Source organism: Kitasatospora sp. NPDC032121, assembly GCF_055580145.1.
Genome location: NZ_JBVILX010000001.1, coordinates 203,943 through 222,546, shown reverse-complemented (window position 1 = coordinate 222,546; position 18,604 = coordinate 203,943). Strand labels below are relative to the sequence as shown.

The 18,604-nt window shown below is 74.7% G+C and carries 10 protein-coding genes, 4 tRNA genes and 1 pseudogene; 9 read left to right on the top strand and 6 right to left on the bottom strand.

The genetic code is table 11. From position 1 onward, the window contains the following. The first annotated feature begins 494 nt into the window (after positions 1-494). From ACZ5OX_RS00980 to cobA, 7 genes are all read left to right on the top strand, one after another. A complete protein-coding gene (locus tag ACZ5OX_RS00980) occupies positions 495-1,535 on the top strand; it encodes a methionine ABC transporter ATP-binding protein (protein ID WP_465627948.1) in 1,041 nt (346 codons plus the stop codon). After that, positions 1,532-2,263 (top strand): methionine ABC transporter permease, encoded by a 732-nt coding sequence (locus ACZ5OX_RS00975; RefSeq protein ID WP_449789526.1) that lies wholly within the window; start codon positions 1,532-1,534, stop codon positions 2,261-2,263. Before ACZ5OX_RS00980 ends, ACZ5OX_RS00975 begins: the two co-directional genes overlap by 4 nt. A 56-nt stretch (positions 2,264-2,319) precedes the next feature. Next, positions 2,320-3,144, top strand: coding sequence for a MetQ/NlpA family ABC transporter substrate-binding protein (locus ACZ5OX_RS00970; protein ID WP_392874598.1), 825 nt, complete (start codon positions 2,320-2,322; stop codon positions 3,142-3,144). 198 nt (positions 3,145-3,342) lie between these two features. Further along, positions 3,343-4,005: a GNAT family N-acetyltransferase gene (locus ACZ5OX_RS00965; RefSeq protein WP_465627945.1), complete on the top strand. Its 663-nt coding sequence runs from the start codon at positions 3,343-3,345 to the stop codon at positions 4,003-4,005. A gap of 138 nt (positions 4,006-4,143) precedes the next feature. Beyond that, complete coding sequence (cbiE, locus tag ACZ5OX_RS00960) at positions 4,144-5,400, top strand: precorrin-6y C5,15-methyltransferase (decarboxylating) subunit CbiE (RefSeq protein WP_465627943.1); 1,257 nt, start codon at positions 4,144-4,146, stop codon at positions 5,398-5,400. A 483-nt stretch (positions 5,401-5,883) separates the two neighbouring features. After that, positions 5,884-9,813 (top strand): nicotinate-nucleotide--dimethylbenzimidazole phosphoribosyltransferase, encoded by a 3,930-nt coding sequence (gene cobT / locus ACZ5OX_RS00955; protein ID WP_465627941.1) that lies wholly within the window; start codon positions 5,884-5,886, stop codon positions 9,811-9,813. A gap of 107 nt (positions 9,814-9,920) precedes the next feature. Further along, entirely contained in the window at positions 9,921-11,168 is a 1,248-nt protein-coding gene (cobA, locus tag ACZ5OX_RS00950) for a uroporphyrinogen-III C-methyltransferase (protein ID WP_465627939.1), read from the top strand. A gap of 52 nt (positions 11,169-11,220) precedes the next feature. On the opposite strand, the gene ACZ5OX_RS00945 is transcribed toward cobA, so the two are convergent. Beyond that, the gene (locus ACZ5OX_RS00945; RefSeq protein WP_465627937.1) at positions 11,221-13,962 is read right to left on the bottom strand and encodes a SpoIIE family protein phosphatase; all 2,742 of its coding nucleotides are present in this window, start codon (positions 13,960-13,962) and stop codon (positions 11,221-11,223) included. An 89-nt stretch (positions 13,963-14,051) separates the two neighbouring features. On the opposite strand from ACZ5OX_RS00945, the gene ACZ5OX_RS00940 reads away from it, so the two are divergent. Next, on the top strand, positions 14,052-14,864 hold the full coding sequence (locus ACZ5OX_RS00940) for a TrmH family RNA methyltransferase (protein WP_392914150.1): 813 nt from the start codon (positions 14,052-14,054) through the stop codon (positions 14,862-14,864). Positions 14,865-15,995: 1,131 nt separating this feature from the next. On the opposite strand, the pseudogene ACZ5OX_RS00935 reads toward ACZ5OX_RS00940, so the two are convergent. Then, positions 15,996-17,285, bottom strand: a pseudogene (locus ACZ5OX_RS00935) (serine/threonine-protein kinase); the annotation flags it as partial. Between the two features lie 406 nt (positions 17,286-17,691). On the opposite strand from ACZ5OX_RS00935, the gene ACZ5OX_RS00930 reads away from it, so the two are divergent. Next, complete coding sequence (locus tag ACZ5OX_RS00930; protein WP_449789519.1) at positions 17,692-17,892, top strand: hypothetical protein; 201 nt, start codon at positions 17,692-17,694, stop codon at positions 17,890-17,892. Positions 17,893-18,199: 307 nt separating this feature from the next. On the opposite strand, the gene ACZ5OX_RS00925 is transcribed toward ACZ5OX_RS00930, so the two are convergent. The 4 genes from ACZ5OX_RS00925 to ACZ5OX_RS00910 form a co-directional block, all read right to left on the bottom strand. Continuing rightward, positions 18,200-18,271: transfer RNA gene (locus ACZ5OX_RS00925), tRNA-Val, on the bottom strand. A gap of 41 nt (positions 18,272-18,312) precedes the next feature. After that, positions 18,313-18,384 (bottom strand) — tRNA-Val (locus ACZ5OX_RS00920). 44 nt (positions 18,385-18,428) lie between these two features. Then, positions 18,429-18,500: transfer RNA gene (locus ACZ5OX_RS00915), tRNA-Val, on the bottom strand. A 44-nt stretch (positions 18,501-18,544) separates the two neighbouring features. Beyond that, a tRNA-Val gene (locus tag ACZ5OX_RS00910) sits at positions 18,545-18,604 on the bottom strand.

Below are 18,604 nucleotides of genomic sequence, written 5' to 3'. Positions count from 1 at the left end.
TGGCGGCGCCGAGTCATGTCTCCGCTGGTCAAAGCGTTGCATGTCCGCATTGCGGACAGCTCGGCCAAAAGATTGGGCGGAATTCGACCCATCTGTTTTACTGGCTCACATGACTGCGACGACGAACTGGACCCCCACCGGCACCCTGCCGGCAGGTGAGCGTGCCATGTGTCGTCGAATGTGTCACTGCTGAGGGCCATCGCCCCCGGCACCTGCTGAAGGTGCCCCTCCCTCGCGCCCCGAAGCGAGACTCCGGCGCCGCTCCCGCCCGTGCGAGCGCGCCGTTCCTCCCGGACCCCTCCCTCGGCCGTGCCCGCCCACCCGCGGGCCGGGTGACTCGTCAGGGCCACGCCGTCGCGCGGCCCGGCCCTGCCGCGGCCACGACCGAGGGAGTCGAGTCCGGATCCCCCCGGCGCAACGCCGTGACGCCGTCGACCGCACGCCGGTCGGACGGTCGATCCACGCCGCCCGCCCCCGACCCACGGAAAGCCGCTGTGATCACCACCACGGACCTGACGAAGGTCTACCGTTCCCGAGGCCGCGAGGTGACCGCCCTCGCCGGCGTCGACCTGCACGTCCGCCCGGGCGAGGTCTACGGAGTCGTCGGCACCAGCGGTGCCGGCAAGTCCACCCTCATCCGCTGCGTGAACATGCTGGAGCGCCCGACCTCCGGCACGGTCACCGTGGACGGGCTCGAGCTCACCGCACTGTCCGGCGGCGAGAACCGGGCCGGCAGGGAACTGCGCGAGGCCCGCCGCCGGATCGGCATGGTCTTCCAACACTTCAACCTGCTCTCCTCGCGGACCGTGCAGCAGAACGTCGAACTCCCGCTGGAGATCGTCGGACTGGACCGCACCGAGCGCCGCCGCAAGGCCGCCGAACTGCTCGACCTGGTCGGCCTCGGCGACAAGGCCCGCAGCTACCCGCACCAGCTCTCCGGCGGCCAGAAGCAGCGCGTCGGCATCGCCCGGGCGCTGGCCGGCGACCCCAAGGTGCTGCTCTCCGACGAGGCCACCTCGGCGCTCGACCCGGAGACCACCCGTTCGATCCTCAAGCTGCTGCGCGACCTCAACCAGCAGCTGGGCCTCACCGTCCTGCTGATCACCCACGAGATGGACGTCATCAAGTCCGTCTGCGACTCCGCCGCCCTGATGCGCGGCGGCCGGGTGGTCGAGTCCGGCGAGCTCACCGACCTGCTGGCCCAGCCCGGCTCGGAGCTGGCCCGCGAGCTGTTCCCGCTCGGCGAGTTCGGCACCGGCCGCCCCGCCTCCACCGTGCTGGAGATCACCTTCCAGGGCGACAGCTCGGCCCAGCCGTTCGTCTCCCAGCTCGCCCGCACCTACCAGATCGACATCAACATCCTCGGCGCCGCGGTGGAGACCATCGCCGGCCGGACGGTCGGCCGGATGCGGGTCGAGCTTCCCGGCAGCCACCAGGACAACGTGGTGCCGATCGGCTACCTGCGCGAGCAGGGCCTGCAGGTGGCCGTCCTCGACACGGACGGCGTCGGTGTGACGAACGGAGCGGTGGCATGACCTGGGACCAGATGCAGGAGCTGATGTGGCCCGCCACCCTGGAGACCTTCCAGATGGTCGGCGTGTCGACCGTGTGCACCGTCCTCCTCGGACTGCCCCTCGGCATCCTGCTGGTGCTCACCTCCAAGGGCGGGGTGCTCCAGAACCAGCCGGTGAACAAGGTGCTCGGCGCGGTCGTGAACCTCACGCGCTCGATGCCGTTCATCATCCTGATGATCGCGCTGATCTCCTTCACCCGCTGGCTGACCGGCAACTCCCTCGGCTGGCAGGCGGCCACCGTGCCGCTGACCGTCGGCGCGATCCCGTTCTTCGCCCGGCTGGTCGAGACCTCCGTCCGTGAGGTCGACCGCGGCCTGGTCGAGGCCGTCCACGCGATGGGCGGCGGCACCTGGACCCTGGTCCGCAAGGTGCTGGTCCCCGAGGCCCTCCCCGGCATCGTCGCCTCCGTCACCACCACGGTCATCGCGCTGATCGGCTACTCCGCGATGGCCGGCACCGTCGGCGGCGGCGGCCTCGGCGACCTCGCCTACCGGTACGGCTACCTGCGGTTCGAGACCACCTTCATGTGGATCATCGTGGCGGAGATCGCGGTCATCGTCACCGTGATCCAGCTGGCCGGCGACTACGCCGTGCGCCGGCTGGGCAACCGCGGCCACGGCGGCGGACGCACCCGACTGCTGCGCAACCGCCCCGCCGCCCCCGCCGACGAGGACCTCGTCGCCCCCTAGACCTCCCTCGTCCGACCCGGACGCGGCTCCCCGTTCCACGCAGAAAGGCACTTTTCGTGCGCAACGCCCTGAAGTTCACCAGCATCCTCGCCACCGCCGGCGTCGCCCTCTCGCTCGCCGCCTGCGGCAGCTCCGGGTCCTCCTCCTCGGACCCGAACGCGCCGCTCAAGGTCGCGGCGACCCCCACCCCGCACGGTCAGATCCTGAAGTTCGTCAAGGACAACCTCGCGGAGAAGGCGGGCCTCAAGCTCGACATCAAGGAGGTCACCGACTACGTGACCCCCAACACGGCGGTGCAGGACGGTTCGGCCGACGCCAACTACTTCCAGCACCTGCCGTACCTGGAGGACTTCAACAAGAAGAACGGCACCGACCTCGTCTCGGTCGAGAACGTGCACCTGGAGCCGCTCGGCGCCTACTCCAAGAAGGTCAAGTCGCTCGCCGACCTGCCGGACGGCGCCACCGTGGGCCTGCCGAACGACGCCACCAACGAGGGCCGCGCACTCAAGCTGCTCGCCGACAACAAGCTCATCACCCTCAAGGACGGCGCGGGCACCGCCGCCACCCCGGCCGACGTCACGGGCAACCCGAAGAACCTCAAGTGGAAGGAGCTGGAGGCCGCCCAGCTGCCCCGCTCCTACTCCGACCTGGACGCCGCCGTCATCAACAGCAACTTCGCGATCCAGGCCGGCCTGAAGCCGACCACCGACGCCCTGGTGCTGGAGAAGGCCGAGAACAACCCGTACGCCAACATCCTGGTCGTCAAGAAGGGCAAGGAGAACGACCCGCGGGTGAAGAAGCTGGAGGAGCTGCTGCACTCCGACGAGGTCAAGAAGTACATCGCCGACACCTTCCAGGGCTCGGTCATCCCGGCCTCCTGAGCCGAACTCCGTCCGACGCCCCGATCCCGACCGGGCCCCCGCCGCACCTCGGCGGGGGCCCGGTCGGGCAGTATGCGGCAGGGACGCTCCGGCCGGCCGCGTTCTGACGTACCGTCGTGCGGGCGGCGCACCGCGTGGCATCCGGGGCACGACGGAGGCGTACGGTGTTGTGTTCACGACCCGGCGAGGAGAGACGGCATGGCAGCGAGCTTCCCCGAGACCGCCATCAGCACCGAACGGCTGCTGCTGCGCCCCCTGGCGGAGGACGACGCCCCCGGCCTGGCCACGATGATGGCCGACGACCTCGTCCTCGCCTGGACGGACCTGCCCCACCCCTTCACCGAGGCGTACGCGGCCGAGCTCGCCCGCACCCTCGCCCCCGCCCACCGGGCCGCCGGACGCGGCATCGTCTTCGCCGTCACCGAGCACCTGACCCAGCGCCTGGTCGGCCTGGTCGAGCTGCGCAACACCGACTGGCGGCTGCGCAGCACCGAGATCTCCTACGTCACCGCCGTCTGGGCGCGCGGCGAGGGCTACGCGCCGGAGGCCGTCCTCGGCGTCGCCCAGTGGCTGTTCGAGGACCGCGGCTTCCTGCGCCTGGAGCTGCGCACCGCCGCCGGGAACACCGCCGCCCAGCAGGTCGCCCAGAAGGTCGGCGGGATCAGCGAGGGCGTGCTGCGCAGCGCCTGGATAGTCCGGGGGGAGTCCGGCGAGGCGGTGGGGGCACCTCCCGGCCGCCAGGCCGGGGGAGAGAGCCGCAGCGACCTCATCCTGTGGAGCCTGCTCCCGGAGGACCTGGAGTCGCCCGAAGCGCACCGCGCCGGCTGGCACGGCGACCACCGCTACGTGCTGCGCGACTGATCGTCCCCGCCCCCGTTCACCCGACGCGGACATGTGTGCGAGATGTCGGGCTCCGGGGTACCACACCCGGTAGCCTCTGGACCGCACCGCACGACAGCGGATCGAGTGGCGCACCGAGGCGAGGGAGAACGGCCGCAGATGGCTGACCGGATCACGGTCATCGGGTGGGACGGCACACCGCTGACCGAGGCCGCCGGCGCGGCCCTGGCCGCGGCGACCCTGGTGGCGGGCGCCCCCTACCAACTGAACGCGCTCCCGGTGCCGGAGTCCGCCGAGCGGATCACCCTCGGCAACGTCCGGCAGGCCGCCCGCAGGATCGCCGAGCACCGCGGCGCCGCCGTCGTGGTCGCCGAGGGCGACCCGGGCTTCTTCGGAGTGGTGCGCACCCTGCGCCGCCCCGAGTTCGGCCTCGAACTGGAGGTGCTGCCCGCCGTCTCCTCGGTGGCCGCCGCGTTCGCCCGGGCCGGCATGCCCTGGGAGGACGCCCAGGTGGTCAGCGTGCACGGCGGACGGCTGCGCCGCGCCGCCAACATCTGCCGGGCCCACCCCAAGGTCGCGGTGCTCACCGCGCCGGGCGCCGGGCCCGCCGAACTCGCCCTGATGCTGCGCGGGGTGCACCGGACCTTCGTGGTCTGCGAGGCCCTCGGCACCCCCGAGGAGGACGTCACCGTCCTCACCTCCGACCGGATCGCCGACCACGTCTGGCGCGACCCCAACGTGGTGCTGGTGATCGGCGGCGGCGCCCAGGCCACGGCGGTGGACGAGGCGGCCGGCTGGCTCGCCGGGCGCCCGGTCGGCTACCCCGGCGTGGAACGCGGCTGGGCGCTCCCCGGTGACGCCTACGCGGGCGCCGGGCGCACGGAAGGCGAGCCGGGCGCGCCCGAGGCACTCCCCGCCCATGTGCGCGCCCTGGTGCTGGCCCGTCTGGGTGCACGTCCCGGGGACCTGGTCTGGTCGGTCGGTGCCGGCAGCGGCGCCCTCGCCGTGGAGGCGGCCCGGTTCGGTGCCGCGGTGGTCGCGGTCGAGGGCTCCCGTTCGGCCTGCGCCCGGCTGACCGTCAACGCCCGCCGCTACGGCGTCGAGGTGGAGGCGGTGTACGGGAGCGGACCCGAGGTGCTGGGCGGCCTGCCGGAGCCGGACGCGGCCGTGGTGGAGTCCGGCGGCCTGGACGTGGTGCGCGCGGTGCTGGCCCGCCGGCCCGAGCGGTTCGTCGCACTGCCCCGGACCCTCGCCGAGGCGGAGGAGGTCCGCCGGGCGATCGCCGGGGCGGGCTACCGGGCGGACGGCGCGCTGCTCCAGGCGACCCCGCTGCGGCCGGTGGACGAGGGCGACGGGCTGGCACTGGGCGCGGGCACGACCGGCGCGCTGGTGCTCTGGGGTGAGCAGATCGTGTGAAGGCCCTGGGCGCGCTCCGGTGCCGTCCGCTGCCGTCGACGGTGATCCAGGTCGCATCCGGACACCGATTCGAGAGGTGACCGCGCGGTGCCGGTAGTGTGACGTCCTGGGCGGCTGCATCGGTCGGCGACCCACCCGATTCGGTCGGTTTGTCACCTTTTTGACGTGGTGCAATCCGATTCCGCTCGGAGTGTGGGCAATTCGACGGGCCTCGTGCCGGACCTGGAGAATGCCGTATGGTCCGGTGCGGTCGTGCCGGTTGCTCCGGGTTGTCGTTGTTTCAGACGATGCGCCGCCCCGTACGGGCGGTGCGCCGGGCCGGGGTGCCGCAGCGCGCCGGATGGACTTGGGCCGCAGCGCCACGGCGCGGCGGCCGCGTGTGGTTAGGGGCGGGTCGGTGCTGGTTCGGCCCGTGCGGATGGGCGCTGCGATCGGTGATCGTGTCGCTGAGGGCGCGGCAGCGGCCTGGAAGGAGCTTTGACAATGACCGATGGCGGCCACGTCCCGGGCGAGGGACTGCCCGAGCACCTGCACGCCGGGCCTGACCCGCTCGGCGGACCGGAGGGCGTCGCGGGCGTTGCACCCCTCCACGGCGTCGCGACGGACGGCGGTGTGATCCCCAACCCGGCGGCCCCGGTCGGCGGCGTCCCCGGTGCGATGCCCCCGGGCTCGGGGGCCATCCCGCCGCAGGGCCAGCACGGCTACGGCGTTCCCGGCGTGCCCCAGCCCGGTCACCCGGGCGAGGGCTGGGCCGTCGACCAGGGCGCCCCGCGCCCGGCCTTCCACTTCCTCGACCAGCCGGACGGGTTGGACGACGAGGACGACGTGCTGCTGATGCCGGGCCCGCAGGGCTCCTGGGGCGAGCCCGCCGCGGCCGTCCCGGCCGATCAGATGCCGCTCGCGCCGCAGCAGGACGGCACCCCGGTCGAGCCGTCCTGGCCGCCGGTGGACCCGCCGGTGCTCGGCGCCGAGCACGCCGTCCAGCAGCAGCCCGTCCAGGTGCAGCCGCAGCAGCCGATGACGCAGGCTCAACAGCCGCGCCGGCCGCTGCACGCCGGTCCGCCGATCCCGGACCCGTCGCTGATGACCGGCCAGGTGCCGGTCCGCTCGCTGGCCGACCGCGGCCCCTCCCAGGGCGGCACGCCCGCGCACGGCATCCCGGTGGTCGGCCGCCCGCCGATGGCCGAGGCCGCCGCCCAGGCTCAGGCCGCCGCGCCGCAGGCCGTCCCGGTGGCTCCGGCCGCTCCGGCGGCCCAGGGGATCCCGGTCGTCGACGGGCAGCAGCTGCCGCAGACGACGGACTTCCAGCAGGCCCACGGCGCCCAGCAGGTGCCGCTGGCCGCGCCGCCGGTCGAGACCGCGCTGGCCGTCGAGACGGTCGGGGCGATCGAGGTGATCGAGGTCGTCGAGCTGCCGGAGGCCGTCCAGGCCGCCCCGGCCCAGCCCGCGCAGGACGTGACGGCGGCCCAGGCCGCCGAGACCGTGGCGGTCGTCGAGACCGCCGCGGAGGCCGTCGCGGTCGCGCCGCAGGCCGTCGTGGCCGAGCAGGCCCAGCCGGCGGCCGGGGTTGCCGAGGCGCCCGTGGCCGAGGCTGTCGCCGTCGAGGGCGTCGCCGCTGAGGGCACCGCGGTCGAGGGCGTCACCGCTGAGGGCACCGCCGTCGAGGGCGCTGCCGTGCCCGCCGAGCAGCCCGAGGCCGTGGCCCCGGCCGGTCAGCCGCGCCGGATCTCCGCCTTCCTCGCCGCGCCCACCCCGCACGGCCTGCCCAAGGTCGAGGCGGCCCAGCAGGCTCCGGTCGTCCAGGAGACGGCCCCGCAGCAGTCCGCGCCCATAGCGGCTGCCGAGGCCCCGCAGGCCGTGGAGACCGCCGAGGCCCCCAGCGCCGAGGTCGTGGCGGGTGCCGAGCCCGCCCCGGCTGTGGAAGCCGCCGAGGTCGCCGAGGCCGCCGAGCAGGCCCCCGCCGCCGAGGCCGCGCCGGAGGCCGCCGCCGAGCCGGTCGCGCAGACCGCCGCGGGCACCGGCGAGATGCCCTCCGGCCAGGCCGTCACCGAGCCCGCCGTCGCCGAGGCCGAGCCCGCTGTCGCCGAGGCAGAGCAGCAGCAGGCCGAGGTCCCGGCCGAGCCGGTCGCGGAGCGGCCCGTGGAGGCGCCCGCGGAGGCCGACGTCACCGCCGTTGCCACCGCTGCCGAGCCGGCCGCCGAGGCACCCGCCGAGGCCGCCCCCGAGGCGGAGCCGGCGCAGCCCGCCGAGGCCGCTGAGGAGCCCGCCGCCGAGGCCGCCGCGCCCGCCGAGGAGGCCGTACCCGCCGAGGGCGTCGCCGAGCAGCAGGCCGCCGCCCCCGAGGCGGAGACCCCCGCGGAGCAGGCCGCCGAGCCCGCCCAGAGCCAGACCCAGGCCCCGGCCGAGGTCGAGGCCGAGCCCGCCGTCGCGGAGCCCGTCCAGGAGCAGCCTGCCGAGGCCGAGCCCGTCGGCGAGCAGGCCGCCGAGGCGACGGCGGAGCCCGTCGAGCAGCCGCAGGCCGAGCAGCCCGCCGCGGAGACCCCCGCGGAGCAGGCCGCCGAGGCGTCCGAGGCCGCCGAGGCCGTCGCGGAGCAGCCCTCCGCCGAGGAGGCGCAGGAGGCGCAGGAGCAGCAGCCCGAGGAGCCTGCCGAGCCGCGCGGCCCGGCCGCCCCCGGCTACGACGAGGCCGGCCGCGAGGCCGTCCACCAGGTGATCCGCGAGCGCCGCGACGTGCGCAACGGCTTCCGCCCGGACCCGATCCCGCACGAGGTGCTGATCCGCGTCCTGGAGGCAGCCCACACCGCGCCCAGCGTCGGCTACTCGCAGCCCTGGGACTTCGTGGTGATCCGCTCGGCGAAGACCCGCCGGCGGATGCACGCCCTGGCCGAGCGCCAGCGCGAGGCGTACGCGGACTCGCTGCCCAAGGGCCGGGCCAAGCAGTTCAAGGAAATCAAGATCGAGGCCATCCTCGACACCCCGGTCAACATCGTGGTGACCGCCGACCGCACCCGTGGCGGCCGGCACACCCTGGGCCGGCACACCCAGCCGCAGATGGCCCCGTACTCGGCCGCCCTGGCCGTCGAGAACCTGTGGCTGGCCGCCCGCGCCGAGGGCCTGGGCGTCGGCTGGGTGAGCTTCTTCGACGACGAGGAGCTGGTCCGCGAGCTCGGGCTGCCCGAGCACCTGGAGGTCGTCGCCTACCTGTGCGTCGGCTTCGTCGACGAGTTCCCGGACGAGCCCGAGCTGGAGCAGCAGGGCTGGGCCAAGAAGCGTCCGCTGTCCTGGGTCGTCCACGAGGAGCAGTACGGCAACCGCGCGCTGCCCGGCGAGGAGCCGCAGAGCCTGCTCGCCGAGACCCTGCGCGGCATCCGCCCGCTGGACGCCAAGGCGCTCGGCGAGGCCTGGGACCGGCAGAAGCGGATGACCAAGCCGGCCGGCTCGCTCGGCATGCTGGAGATCATCTCCGCCCAGCTGTGCGGGCTGTCCCGCAAGTGCCCGCCGCCGATCCCTGAGCCCGCCTGCGTGGCGGTCTTCGCGGCCGACCACGGCGTGCACGCCCAGGGCGTCAGCCCCTGGCCGCAGGAGGTGACCGCCCAGATGGTCGCCAACTTCCTGGCCGGGGGAGCGGTGATCAACTCCTTCGCCAAGCAGATCGGCACCGAGGTCTGCGTGGTCGACGTCGGCGTCGCCGCCGAACTGCCGGAGGCCGTCCAGCAGGGCCGCGCGACCGGTCTGCTGCCGCGCAAGGTCCGCCCCGGCACCGCCGACATGACCCAGGGCCCGGCGATGACCCGCGAGGAGGCCCTCAAGGCCATCGAGGTCGGCATCGAGACCGCCCGCGACCTGGTCGCGGCGGGCAACAAGGCGCTGATCACCGGCGACATGGGGATCGCCAACACCACCGCCTCGGCCGCCCTGATCTCGGTGTTCACCGGCCTCGACCCGGCCGAGGTCACCGGCCGCGGCACCGGCATCGACGACGAGACCCACGCCCGCAAGGTCGAGGTCGTCCGCGCCGCGCTGGCCCTGCACCAGCCCGACCCGAGCGACCCGGTCGGCGTCCTCGCCGCCGTCGGCGGCCTGGAGCACGCCGCCCTGGCCGGCTTCCTGCTGGGCGCCGCCTCGCTGCGCACCCCGGTGGTCCTGGACGGCGTCATCGCCGGTTCGGCCGCGCTGGCCGCCAAGGCCATCGCCCCCGAGGTGCTGGCCGCGTGCATCGCCGGCCACCGCTCCGCCGAGCCGGGCCACCAGGCCGCGCTGGCGAAGCTCGGCCTGCGTCCGCTGATCGACCTGGACCTGCGGCTCGGCGAGGGCACCGGTGCTCTGCTGGCCCTGCCGCTGGTGCAGAGCGCTGCCCGGGCGATGCACGATGTAGCCACCTTCGACTCCGCCGGGGTCACCGAGAAGGCCTGAGGCACCCCGTCACCGCTCCGCGGACCGGCCCGAGGGCGCGCCGGACCGCGGAGCGGTGACGTGCCGTACCGTCCCCACACCCTCACCCCCGATCAGGAGCACCGCCGATGACCGCGCCCACCCCGCACCCGAGCACCGAGGGCCGCACCCCCTACCCGGTGGGCCTGCTGCTGGCCGGCCGCCGCGTCGTCGTGGTCGGGGGAGGCCAGGTCGCCCAGCGGCGGCTGCCCGCCCTGATCGCCACCGGCGCCGACCTGCACCTGATCTCGCCCGCCACCACCCCGGCCGTCCAGGCCATGGCCGACGCCGGCGAGCTCACCTGGCACGCCCGCCCGTACCGGGACGGCGACCTGGCCGACACCTGGTACGCCCTGGTCGCCACCGACGACCCGGCCGTCAACGCGGCGGTCAGCGCCGAGGCCGAGCGCGAGCGGGTGTTCTGCTCCCGCAGCGACGACGCCGCCGCGGCCACGGCCTGGACCCCGGCCAGCGGCCGCGACGCGGGCGCCACCGTCGCCGTCCTCACCGGCGACCCGCGCCACTCCGCCGCCCTGCGCGACGCCATCGTGGACGGCCTGCGGGACGGCTCGCTGGCCGCCCGCCAGTACCGCTCGCGCGGCGCCGGCGTGGCCCTGGTCGGCGGCGGCCCCGGCGACCCGGACCTGATCACCGTGCGCGGCCGCCGGCTGCTCGCCGACGCCGACGTGGTCGTCGCCGACCGCCTCGCCCCGCGCGAGCTGCTCGCCGAACTGCCCGAGCACGTCGAGGTGATCGACGCCTCCAAGATCCCGTACGGCCGGTTCATGGCCCAGGAGGCGATCAACCGCACCCTGGTCGAGCACGCCAAGGCCGGCAAGTTCGTGGTCCGGCTCAAGGGCGGCGACCCGTACGTCTTCGGCCGCGGCGGCGAGGAGCTGCTGGCCTGCGTGGAGGCCGGGCTGCCGGTCACCGTGGTGCCCGGGATCTCCAGCTCGATCAGCGTCCCCGCGGCGGCCGGCGTCCCGGTCACCCACCGCGGCATGACCCACGAGTTCACCGTGATCTCCGGTCACGTCGGCCCGGACGACGAGCGTTCGCTCACCAACTGGGAGGCCGCGGCGAAGATGAGCGGCACCCTGGTGCTGCTGATGGCCGTGGACAAGATCGGCGCGATCGCCGCCCGGCTGGTCGAGTACGGCCGTCCGGCGGACACCCCGGTCGCCGTCGTCCAGGAGGGCACCACCGCCGCCCAGCGCAGGGTGGACGCCACCCTGGGCACCGTCGCCGCGGTGGTCGAGGCCGAGGGCGTCAAGCCCCCGGCGGTCATCGTCGTCGGCGACGTCGTCAACGTGCTGGCCGCGGCCTTCCAGCCGTAAGGCCGCACGGGAGCGGTCCTCCCGGGAGTGGGAAGTCGGCCCGGCCGACTTCCTACTCCAGCGGCTGCTCCGTCCAGATGACCTTCCCGGTCGCCGTGTAGCGCGTCCCCCAGCGCTCCGCGAACTGCGCGACCAGGAACAGCCCGCGCCCGCCCTCGTCCTCGGTCGCCGCGTACCGCAGGTGCGGCGAGGTGCTGCTGCCGTCCGACACCTCGCAGATCAGCGAACGGTCCCGCAGCAGCCGTACCCGGATCGGCCGGGCGCCGTACCGGATCGCGTTGGTCACCAGCTCGCTCAGGATCAGCTCGGTGACGAACGCCGACTCCTCCAGCCCCCACGCCGTCAGCCGCTCCGCCACCGCGGCCCTGACCTGGCCCACCGCGGCCGGGTCGGAGGGCACCTCCCACTGCGCCACGTGGTCCGGCGCCAGCACCCTGGTCCGGGCCACCAGCAGCGCGATGTCGTCCTGCTGGTGCGCCGGCAGCAGCGCCGCCAGCACGTCCGCGCAGGTCTGGTCCGGGGAGCGCGGCGGCCCGGCCAACACCGCCCGCAGCAGCTCCAGCCCCGCGTCGATGTCCCGCTCCCGGTCCTCCACCAGTCCGTCCGTGTACAGCACCAGCCGACTGCCCTCGGCCAGCTCCAGCTCGGCGGTCTCGAACGGCAGCACCGCCAGACCCAGCGGCGGCCCGGTCGGCAGCTCCGGGAACACCACCCGGCCCTGCGGGTCCACCACGGCCGGCGGCGGGTGCCCGGCGCTGGCCAGCGTGCAGCGCCGGGACACCGGGTCGTAGATCGCGTACAGGCAGGTCGCCCCGGCCAGCTCCGCGCGCTCGCCGCCCGCCGCCTCGTCCTGGTCGATCCGGTTCACCAGCTCGTCCAGGTGCCCCAGCAGCTCGTCCGGCGGCAGGTCCAGGGTCGAGAAGTTGTGGATCGCCGTGCGCAGCCGGCCCATCGTCGCCGCCGCGTGCAGCCCGTGCCCCACCACGTCCCCGACCACCAACGCCACCCGCGCGCCCGGCAGCGGGATCACGTCGAACCAGTCGCCGCCCACCCCGGCCTGGGCCGGCAGGTAGCGGTGCGCCACCTCCAGCGCCGACTGCTCCGGCAGGGTTCGGGGCAGCAGGCTGTGCTGGAGCGTCACCGTCATGGTGTGCTCCCGGGTGTAGCGGCGGGCGTTGTCGATGCACACCGCCGCGTGCGCCACCAGCTCTTCGGCCAGCGCCAGGTCCTCCGCCTCGAACGGCTCCGTCCGCTGCGCCCGCCAGAACCGGGCCACCCCCAGCAGCACCCCGCGTGCCCGCAGCGGCACCCGCACCAGCGAGTGCACCCCGTACGCCAGCACCTGCGCCGACCCCTCGGGGTCCTGCTCCCGCCACCGGCCGGCGTCCGTCAGGTGCGGCTCGACGGCCGGCTCCCCGCTGTGCAGGGCCACCGCCAACGGGGTCGAGGGCACCACGTCCAGCACCGTGCCGACCGGGTAGAACGGCGCGTCGTCCGCCACCCCCGCCACCGCGACCCGACGCATCCGCCCCAGCGAGGGGCCCGGCGGCGGCTCCTCGCCGGTCAGCACCTGGTCCGCCAGGTCCACCGTGACGAAGTCCGCGAACCGCGGCACCGTGACCTGCGCCAGCTCCTGCGCCGTCCGCGTCACGTCCAGCGTGCTGCCCACCGTGACCCCGGCGTCGTACAGCAGCCGCAGCCGCCGCTGGGCGCGCTCGGCCCGGCCGGACAGCGCCGCCAGCTCGGTGGAGTCGCGCAGCGTGGCGACGCAGCCGGGCGGACCGCCGGGCCGGTCGATCAGCCGGACGTTCATTGCCAACAGCCGCTCCCCGGACAGCACCACCTGGTCGGTCACCGGGCGCCCGGCGGTCAGCAGCTCCAGCGGCTCCTGCTCCAGGCCCAGCCCGCTCACCGGACGGCCCTCGGCGTCCGGCGGCAGGTTCAGCAGCCGGCGCGCCTCGTCGTTGCAGAGCAGCAGCCGCCCGTCCCCGCCGACGATCATCACGCCCTCGCGCACGGCGTGCAGCACCGCGGAGTGGTGCTCGTACATCCGGGTCATCTCGACCGGGCCCAGCCCGTGCGTCTGGCGCCGCAGCCGCCGGCTGATCAGCGCCGTCCCGAGCGTGGCCAGCCCCACCGCGGCCGCCGCCGCGCCCAGCACCACCGGCAGCTGCCGCTCGCTGGCGCTGCTGATGTTCCTCAGCGTGACGCCCGCCGAGACCGCCCCGACCACCGAGCCGTCCGGCGCGTGCACCGGGACCACCGCCTGCACCAGCTGGCCGAGGGTGCCCGTGACGTGCTGGGTCACCACCTGCCCGTGCAGCGCGGGCTCGTAGACGCCGATGAACTTCTGGCCGATCCGGGCCGGGTTCGGATGGGTGTAGCGGATGCCGTGGTCGTTCAGCACGACGATGAAGTCCACCCCCGAGGCGACCCGCGCGGCCTCCGCGCTCGGTTGCAGCAGGGCCGTCGGGTTCGGGGAGCGCAACGCGTCGACGATGCCCGGGGAGTTGGCGAAGGTCTGGGCCACCGCCACCGAACGGTTGCGCGCCTCGTGATCGGCGTCGTTGCGCGACTGCACCACCAGCGCCACCGCGGCCGCCGCCACCAGCAGCAGCACGACCACGACCTGGAGCGCGAACACCTGTCCCGCCACCGACCGGCGCCACACCAGCCACCGCGGCTTCGCGCGCGCCAGTTGTGGCCGACCGTGTGGGCCCCCACCGGGGGAGCCGGCGGAGTCAGTGGCACCAGAGGCCGACGGAACCCAGGATCGGCCCGGATTTCGGGCCATACGGTCATATTTGCACTACGACCAGCCGGGGACCACCCCGCTCCCTCGGCCGTTTGGCCTTCCCCGCCCGGGCTTGGCAAGATCGCAGGGTGTCCGAACCCCGCACCATCACCGACCCCGCCGACCCCCGCCTCGCCGACTACACCGGCCTCACCGACGTCGAGCTGCGCCGCCGGCGTGAACCCGCCGAGGGCCTCTTCATCGCCGAGGGGGAGAAGGTCATCCGCCGCGCCCTCGCCGCCGGCTACCGGATGCGGTCGATGCTGCTCACCCCCAAGTGGCTGGAGGTGATGGGCGACGTCATCGCCGAGGCCGACGCCCCCGTCCACGTGGTCGAGCCCGCCCTCGCCGAAGCCGTCACCGGCTACCACGTGCACCGCGGCGCCCTCGCCTCGATGGAGCGCAAGCCCCTCCCCGACGCCGCCGAGGTGCTCGCCGGGGCCCGCCGGGTCGCCGTGCTGGAGGGCCTGGTCGACCACACCAATCTCGGCGCCATCTTCCGCAGCGCCGCCGCCCTCGGCATGGACGCCGTCCTGCTCTCGCCCGACTGCGCGGACCCGCTCTACCGGCGCGCCGTCAAGGTCTCCATGGGCGCTGTCTTCGCGGTCCCGTACGCCCGCCTGGACCCCTGGCCCGCCGCCCTCGACACCGTCCGCGAGGCCGGCTTCACCCTGCTCGCCCTCACCCCCGCCGACACCGCCGTCGACCTCCACACCCTCACCCCGCACGGCCTCCCCAAGGCCGCCCTCATGCTCGGCGCCGAGGGCGACGGCCTCACCCCCCGCGCCATCGCCGCAGCCCACCACCCCGTCCGCATCCCCATGGCCCACGGCATCGACTCCCTCAACGTCGGCGCCGCTGCAGCCGTGGCCTTCTACGCCGTCACCACCCCCACCCCCTGACCCCGCCCCCGCATGAGAAGTCGGCCCACCCGACTTCTCATGCGCGCGCCCTTTCCCCATCCCGCCCGGCGCCCGCCTCCACAGCGCCCTCCCGCCGCAGGAGCCCTTGCTGCGCGAGAAGTCGAGTCGGCCGACTTCTTGTGCGGGCCACGCAGCCGGTGCCCGCCGCCGCAGCGCCCCTCGGCACGGCCCCGCGCCGGAAGTCGGCCCGTCCGACTTCTCGTGCGTGTGCCTTCTCTTTCCTACCTGGCGCCCGCCTCCCAGAGCTCTCCCGCCGCGTGCTGCTGGCGCCCCGATAGGGGCTCTTGCTGCGCGAGAAGTCGACCGGGCCGACTTCTCGGGTGTGCGGCCTTGCCCGGGCCATACGGGGGTGCCTGGCTGTGGTGGTTCTCGGGGCGGACGGCACCGGAAGTCGGCCTGGTCGACTTCCGGCGCGCTCTGCACGCCGCGCCTCGTCGCTCCGCCGGATGTCGCCCGGCCCGGCTTCTCGTGGCGCGGGTGTCAGCCGATGGGGGAGGTGGGTGGGGCCGCGGCGGCGGCGGGGGGAGGGGTGGTGGCGCCGGGCCAGGATTCGTCGAGGGTGCCGTCGGGGCGGACGGCGTAGCGGGTGGAGGTGACGGTGCCGGTGGCGGCCGCGCGCTCCTCGCGGACGACCGTGCTGCCGTCCAGCCGCCAGGTGGCCGCCGCCTGCGGGTCCGCCACCGAGGTGCGGGAGGTGACGGCGACGGGGGTGTCTCCGGTGAAGGTGTAGAGCTGGACGAGGTCGACCGAGGTGGAGCCCTCCGCCCGCCGCAGGACGACCACCGCGGCCGGTAGGCCCTTGTACCTGGCCGGCAGCACCGCGCTCAGCGCGACCTGCGGCCCGGCCCCGACGGAGTGCCCGTTCTGCAGCGCGATGGCCGGCCCGCCGGCTCCGTCGGGGTAGCTGTGGTTGGGCCAGTCGACCGCCGGTACCGGTGCCTGCGGCGGCGTCAGACCGGCGTCGGCACCTGCGCGCGCCGCGGCCGGGAGCGGCGCGGTCGCGGCCGGCGGTGCGACGTCCGCCGAGGTCCCCGGCACCGCCTGCGCGCCGCCGGAGCCCGTGGTCGCCACCGCCCCGGTCGGCGGCCGCACGCTCCGGTTGTCCCGGTTCTCGCACCCCTGAGCCGCGGCGATGGCCAGCGCCACTCCGATGGTCACCGTGACGAAGACGACCAGCCGCTGCCGGAGCAGCCGCTGCCGGGCGGTGCCGGGCCGTCCACCGGGGGCGGGGGTGTGCTGGCGGTCCCGGGGGCGCGCCCGGTCGCGGGGGCCGGGCCCGGAGCCGGGGCGGGCCGGCGGTGGGGTCTGGGGACGGTCCGGACGCTCCCGCAGCGGGCGGGTCACCGGTGTCGGCTCGGGCCGGGGGGCGGGTGCGGCCGGCCCCTGCTGCGGGCGGCGCCCGGCGGCTCCGGCCGCCTGTGCGCCGGGGCGGCCCGCGGCCGCCCTGGCTCGTGCCGCGGCGGGCGGCTCGGGGGAGCGTCCGGGGGCCGGTACTCCCTGACGGCCGTTCTCCTGCCGGGCCGGAGCCGGCGCGGCCGCGCCCCGCCCGGGCCGCGTCGCGCGGGTGCTGCCGCCCGCCGCCCCGCGCGCCGCCAGTTCGCTGAGCCGCTCGTGCAGCGCGGCGGCCCCGGGCCGCTCGGCGGGCTCCTTGGCCAGGCAGGCGCGGATCAGCGGCGCCAGTTGCGGCGGTACGGCCGAGAGGTCGGGCTCCTCGTGGACGACCCGGTACAGCATCACTTCGGAGGACGCCCCGGAGCCGAACGGGGTGTCCCCGGTGAGGGCGTACGCGAGGGTGGCGCCGAAGGCGAACACGTCGGTGGCGGGCGTGACGGCGGCCCCGCGTACCTGCTCGGGCGCGAGGAAGCCGGGGGAGCCGACCGCGGTGCCGACGTGGGTGAGCGTGCTGGCGCCGCGCGACCACGCGATGCCGAAGTCGATGATCCGCGGGCCCCGGGGCGAGAGCAGGATGTTGGAGGGCTTGAGGTCCCGGTGGACCACGCCGGCCTCGTGCACCTTGACCAGTCCGTCGGCCAGTGCGGCCCCGATCCGGGCCGCCTCGGGCCAGCTCAGCGGGCCTTCGTCGCCGACCCGCTTGTAGAGCGAGGGCCCCGGCACGTACGCGGTGGCCAGCCAGGGGCGTTCGGTCTCGATGTCCGAGCCGACCACGCGCGCGGTGCAGCCGCCCCGGATCCGGGAGGCGGCGGCGATCTCGCGGGCGAAGCGGGTGCGGAACTCCTGGTCCTCGGCGAGCTCGGCGCGGATCAGCTTGAGGGCGACGCGCTGCCCGCGGCGGTCGGACCCGAGGTAGACCACGCCCATGCCGCCGGCGCCCAGTCGCCGGTGCAGGCGGTACGGCCCGACGATGCGGGGGTCCTCACGCCTCAGCCGCATCATCGCCATGTTTCGTTCCCCGTCAGCCGGTGGGTGAGGCCCCGTCGGTTGGGCCATCGTCAGTTCCTGTCTGGCACAGCTTACGGACTGCCCGCTGCGGTGTGCTGATACGCAACACCTGAAGCCACCGTGCGATTGTCCGATCTTGCGCTGACCTGCAGGTCGCAGGGGTGTCGAAGCGCTTCTCGGGGTTCCCCCTCAGGGTTCCCCCGGGGGTCGGATGAGCCTCCCGTCCCCCTGCGGTAGTAGGCCCCGAGTCTGATCGTCATCCTCCCGGACGTCCGAGGAACAGTACGACGGCATGACGCCCGGAGGACCCCCCGACCAATAGCGTTGTGCTCAGCGGTGGACGGGGAGCTCGTCCCCCGAGGTAAGCCGTCCACCGCGCCAACTCGACCGGATCAGGAGCAAGGACATGGCACCGCAGCTCACGGGAACCCCCCGCCGCCGTCGGCCGGCCTTCGTCCAGTCCCGGTCCGCCGAGCAGCCCACGCGGCACCCCGCCGTGGCGCTGGCCATGGCCCTGCCGTGCGCCGTGCTCCTGGTGCTGCTCTTCGGCGGGTGGGAGCAGATGGCGAGCCAGGCCCAGGCCGTCGCCGATCTGATCGCCCGCTGAGCAGGAAGAAGGACACCGGCCCCCGAGGCCGGTCGAAGACGGGCACCGAACCCCTGGGGACGGGGAGCGGTGCCGCCGGGGAGGCCGCGGCCGCGATGACACGCGGACGGGCGAGGAGCGGCGCGCAGAGCGCCCCGGCAGGCGGAGATGCCGCGTGCGGACGTCGGTGAGGGCGTCCGTACGCGGCTCTTCTCTTTTCGTTCCCCGACGCTTCCCGGCACACGGCACGGCGGTAGGGCAGGGCCGCAGACAGACGACAAACGGCCGGGGCCGCGACCCTGATGGATCGCGGCCCCGGCCGTTACTGTGCGCGATACTGGGATTGAACCAGTGACCCCTACCGTGTCAAGGTAGTGCTCTCCCGCTGAGCTAATCGCGCCTGGTATGGCGGTCCTGCAGCAGACCCCGGTGGGTCCGACGTGCGCGATACTGGGATTGAACCAGTGACCCCTACCGTGTCAAGGTAGTGCTCTCCCGCTGAGCTAATCGCGCCTGATGTGGCGGTGTTGCAGCAGACCCTGAAGGGCCCGTTACTGTGCGCGATACTGGGATTGAACCAGTGACCCCTACCGTGTCAAGGTAGTGCTCTCCCGCTGAGCTAATCGCGCCTGGTGCGGCGGTCCTGCAGCAGACCCCGGTGGGTCCGACGTGCGCGATACTGGGATTGAACCAGTGACCCCTACCGTGTCAAGGTAGTGCTCTCCCGCTGAGC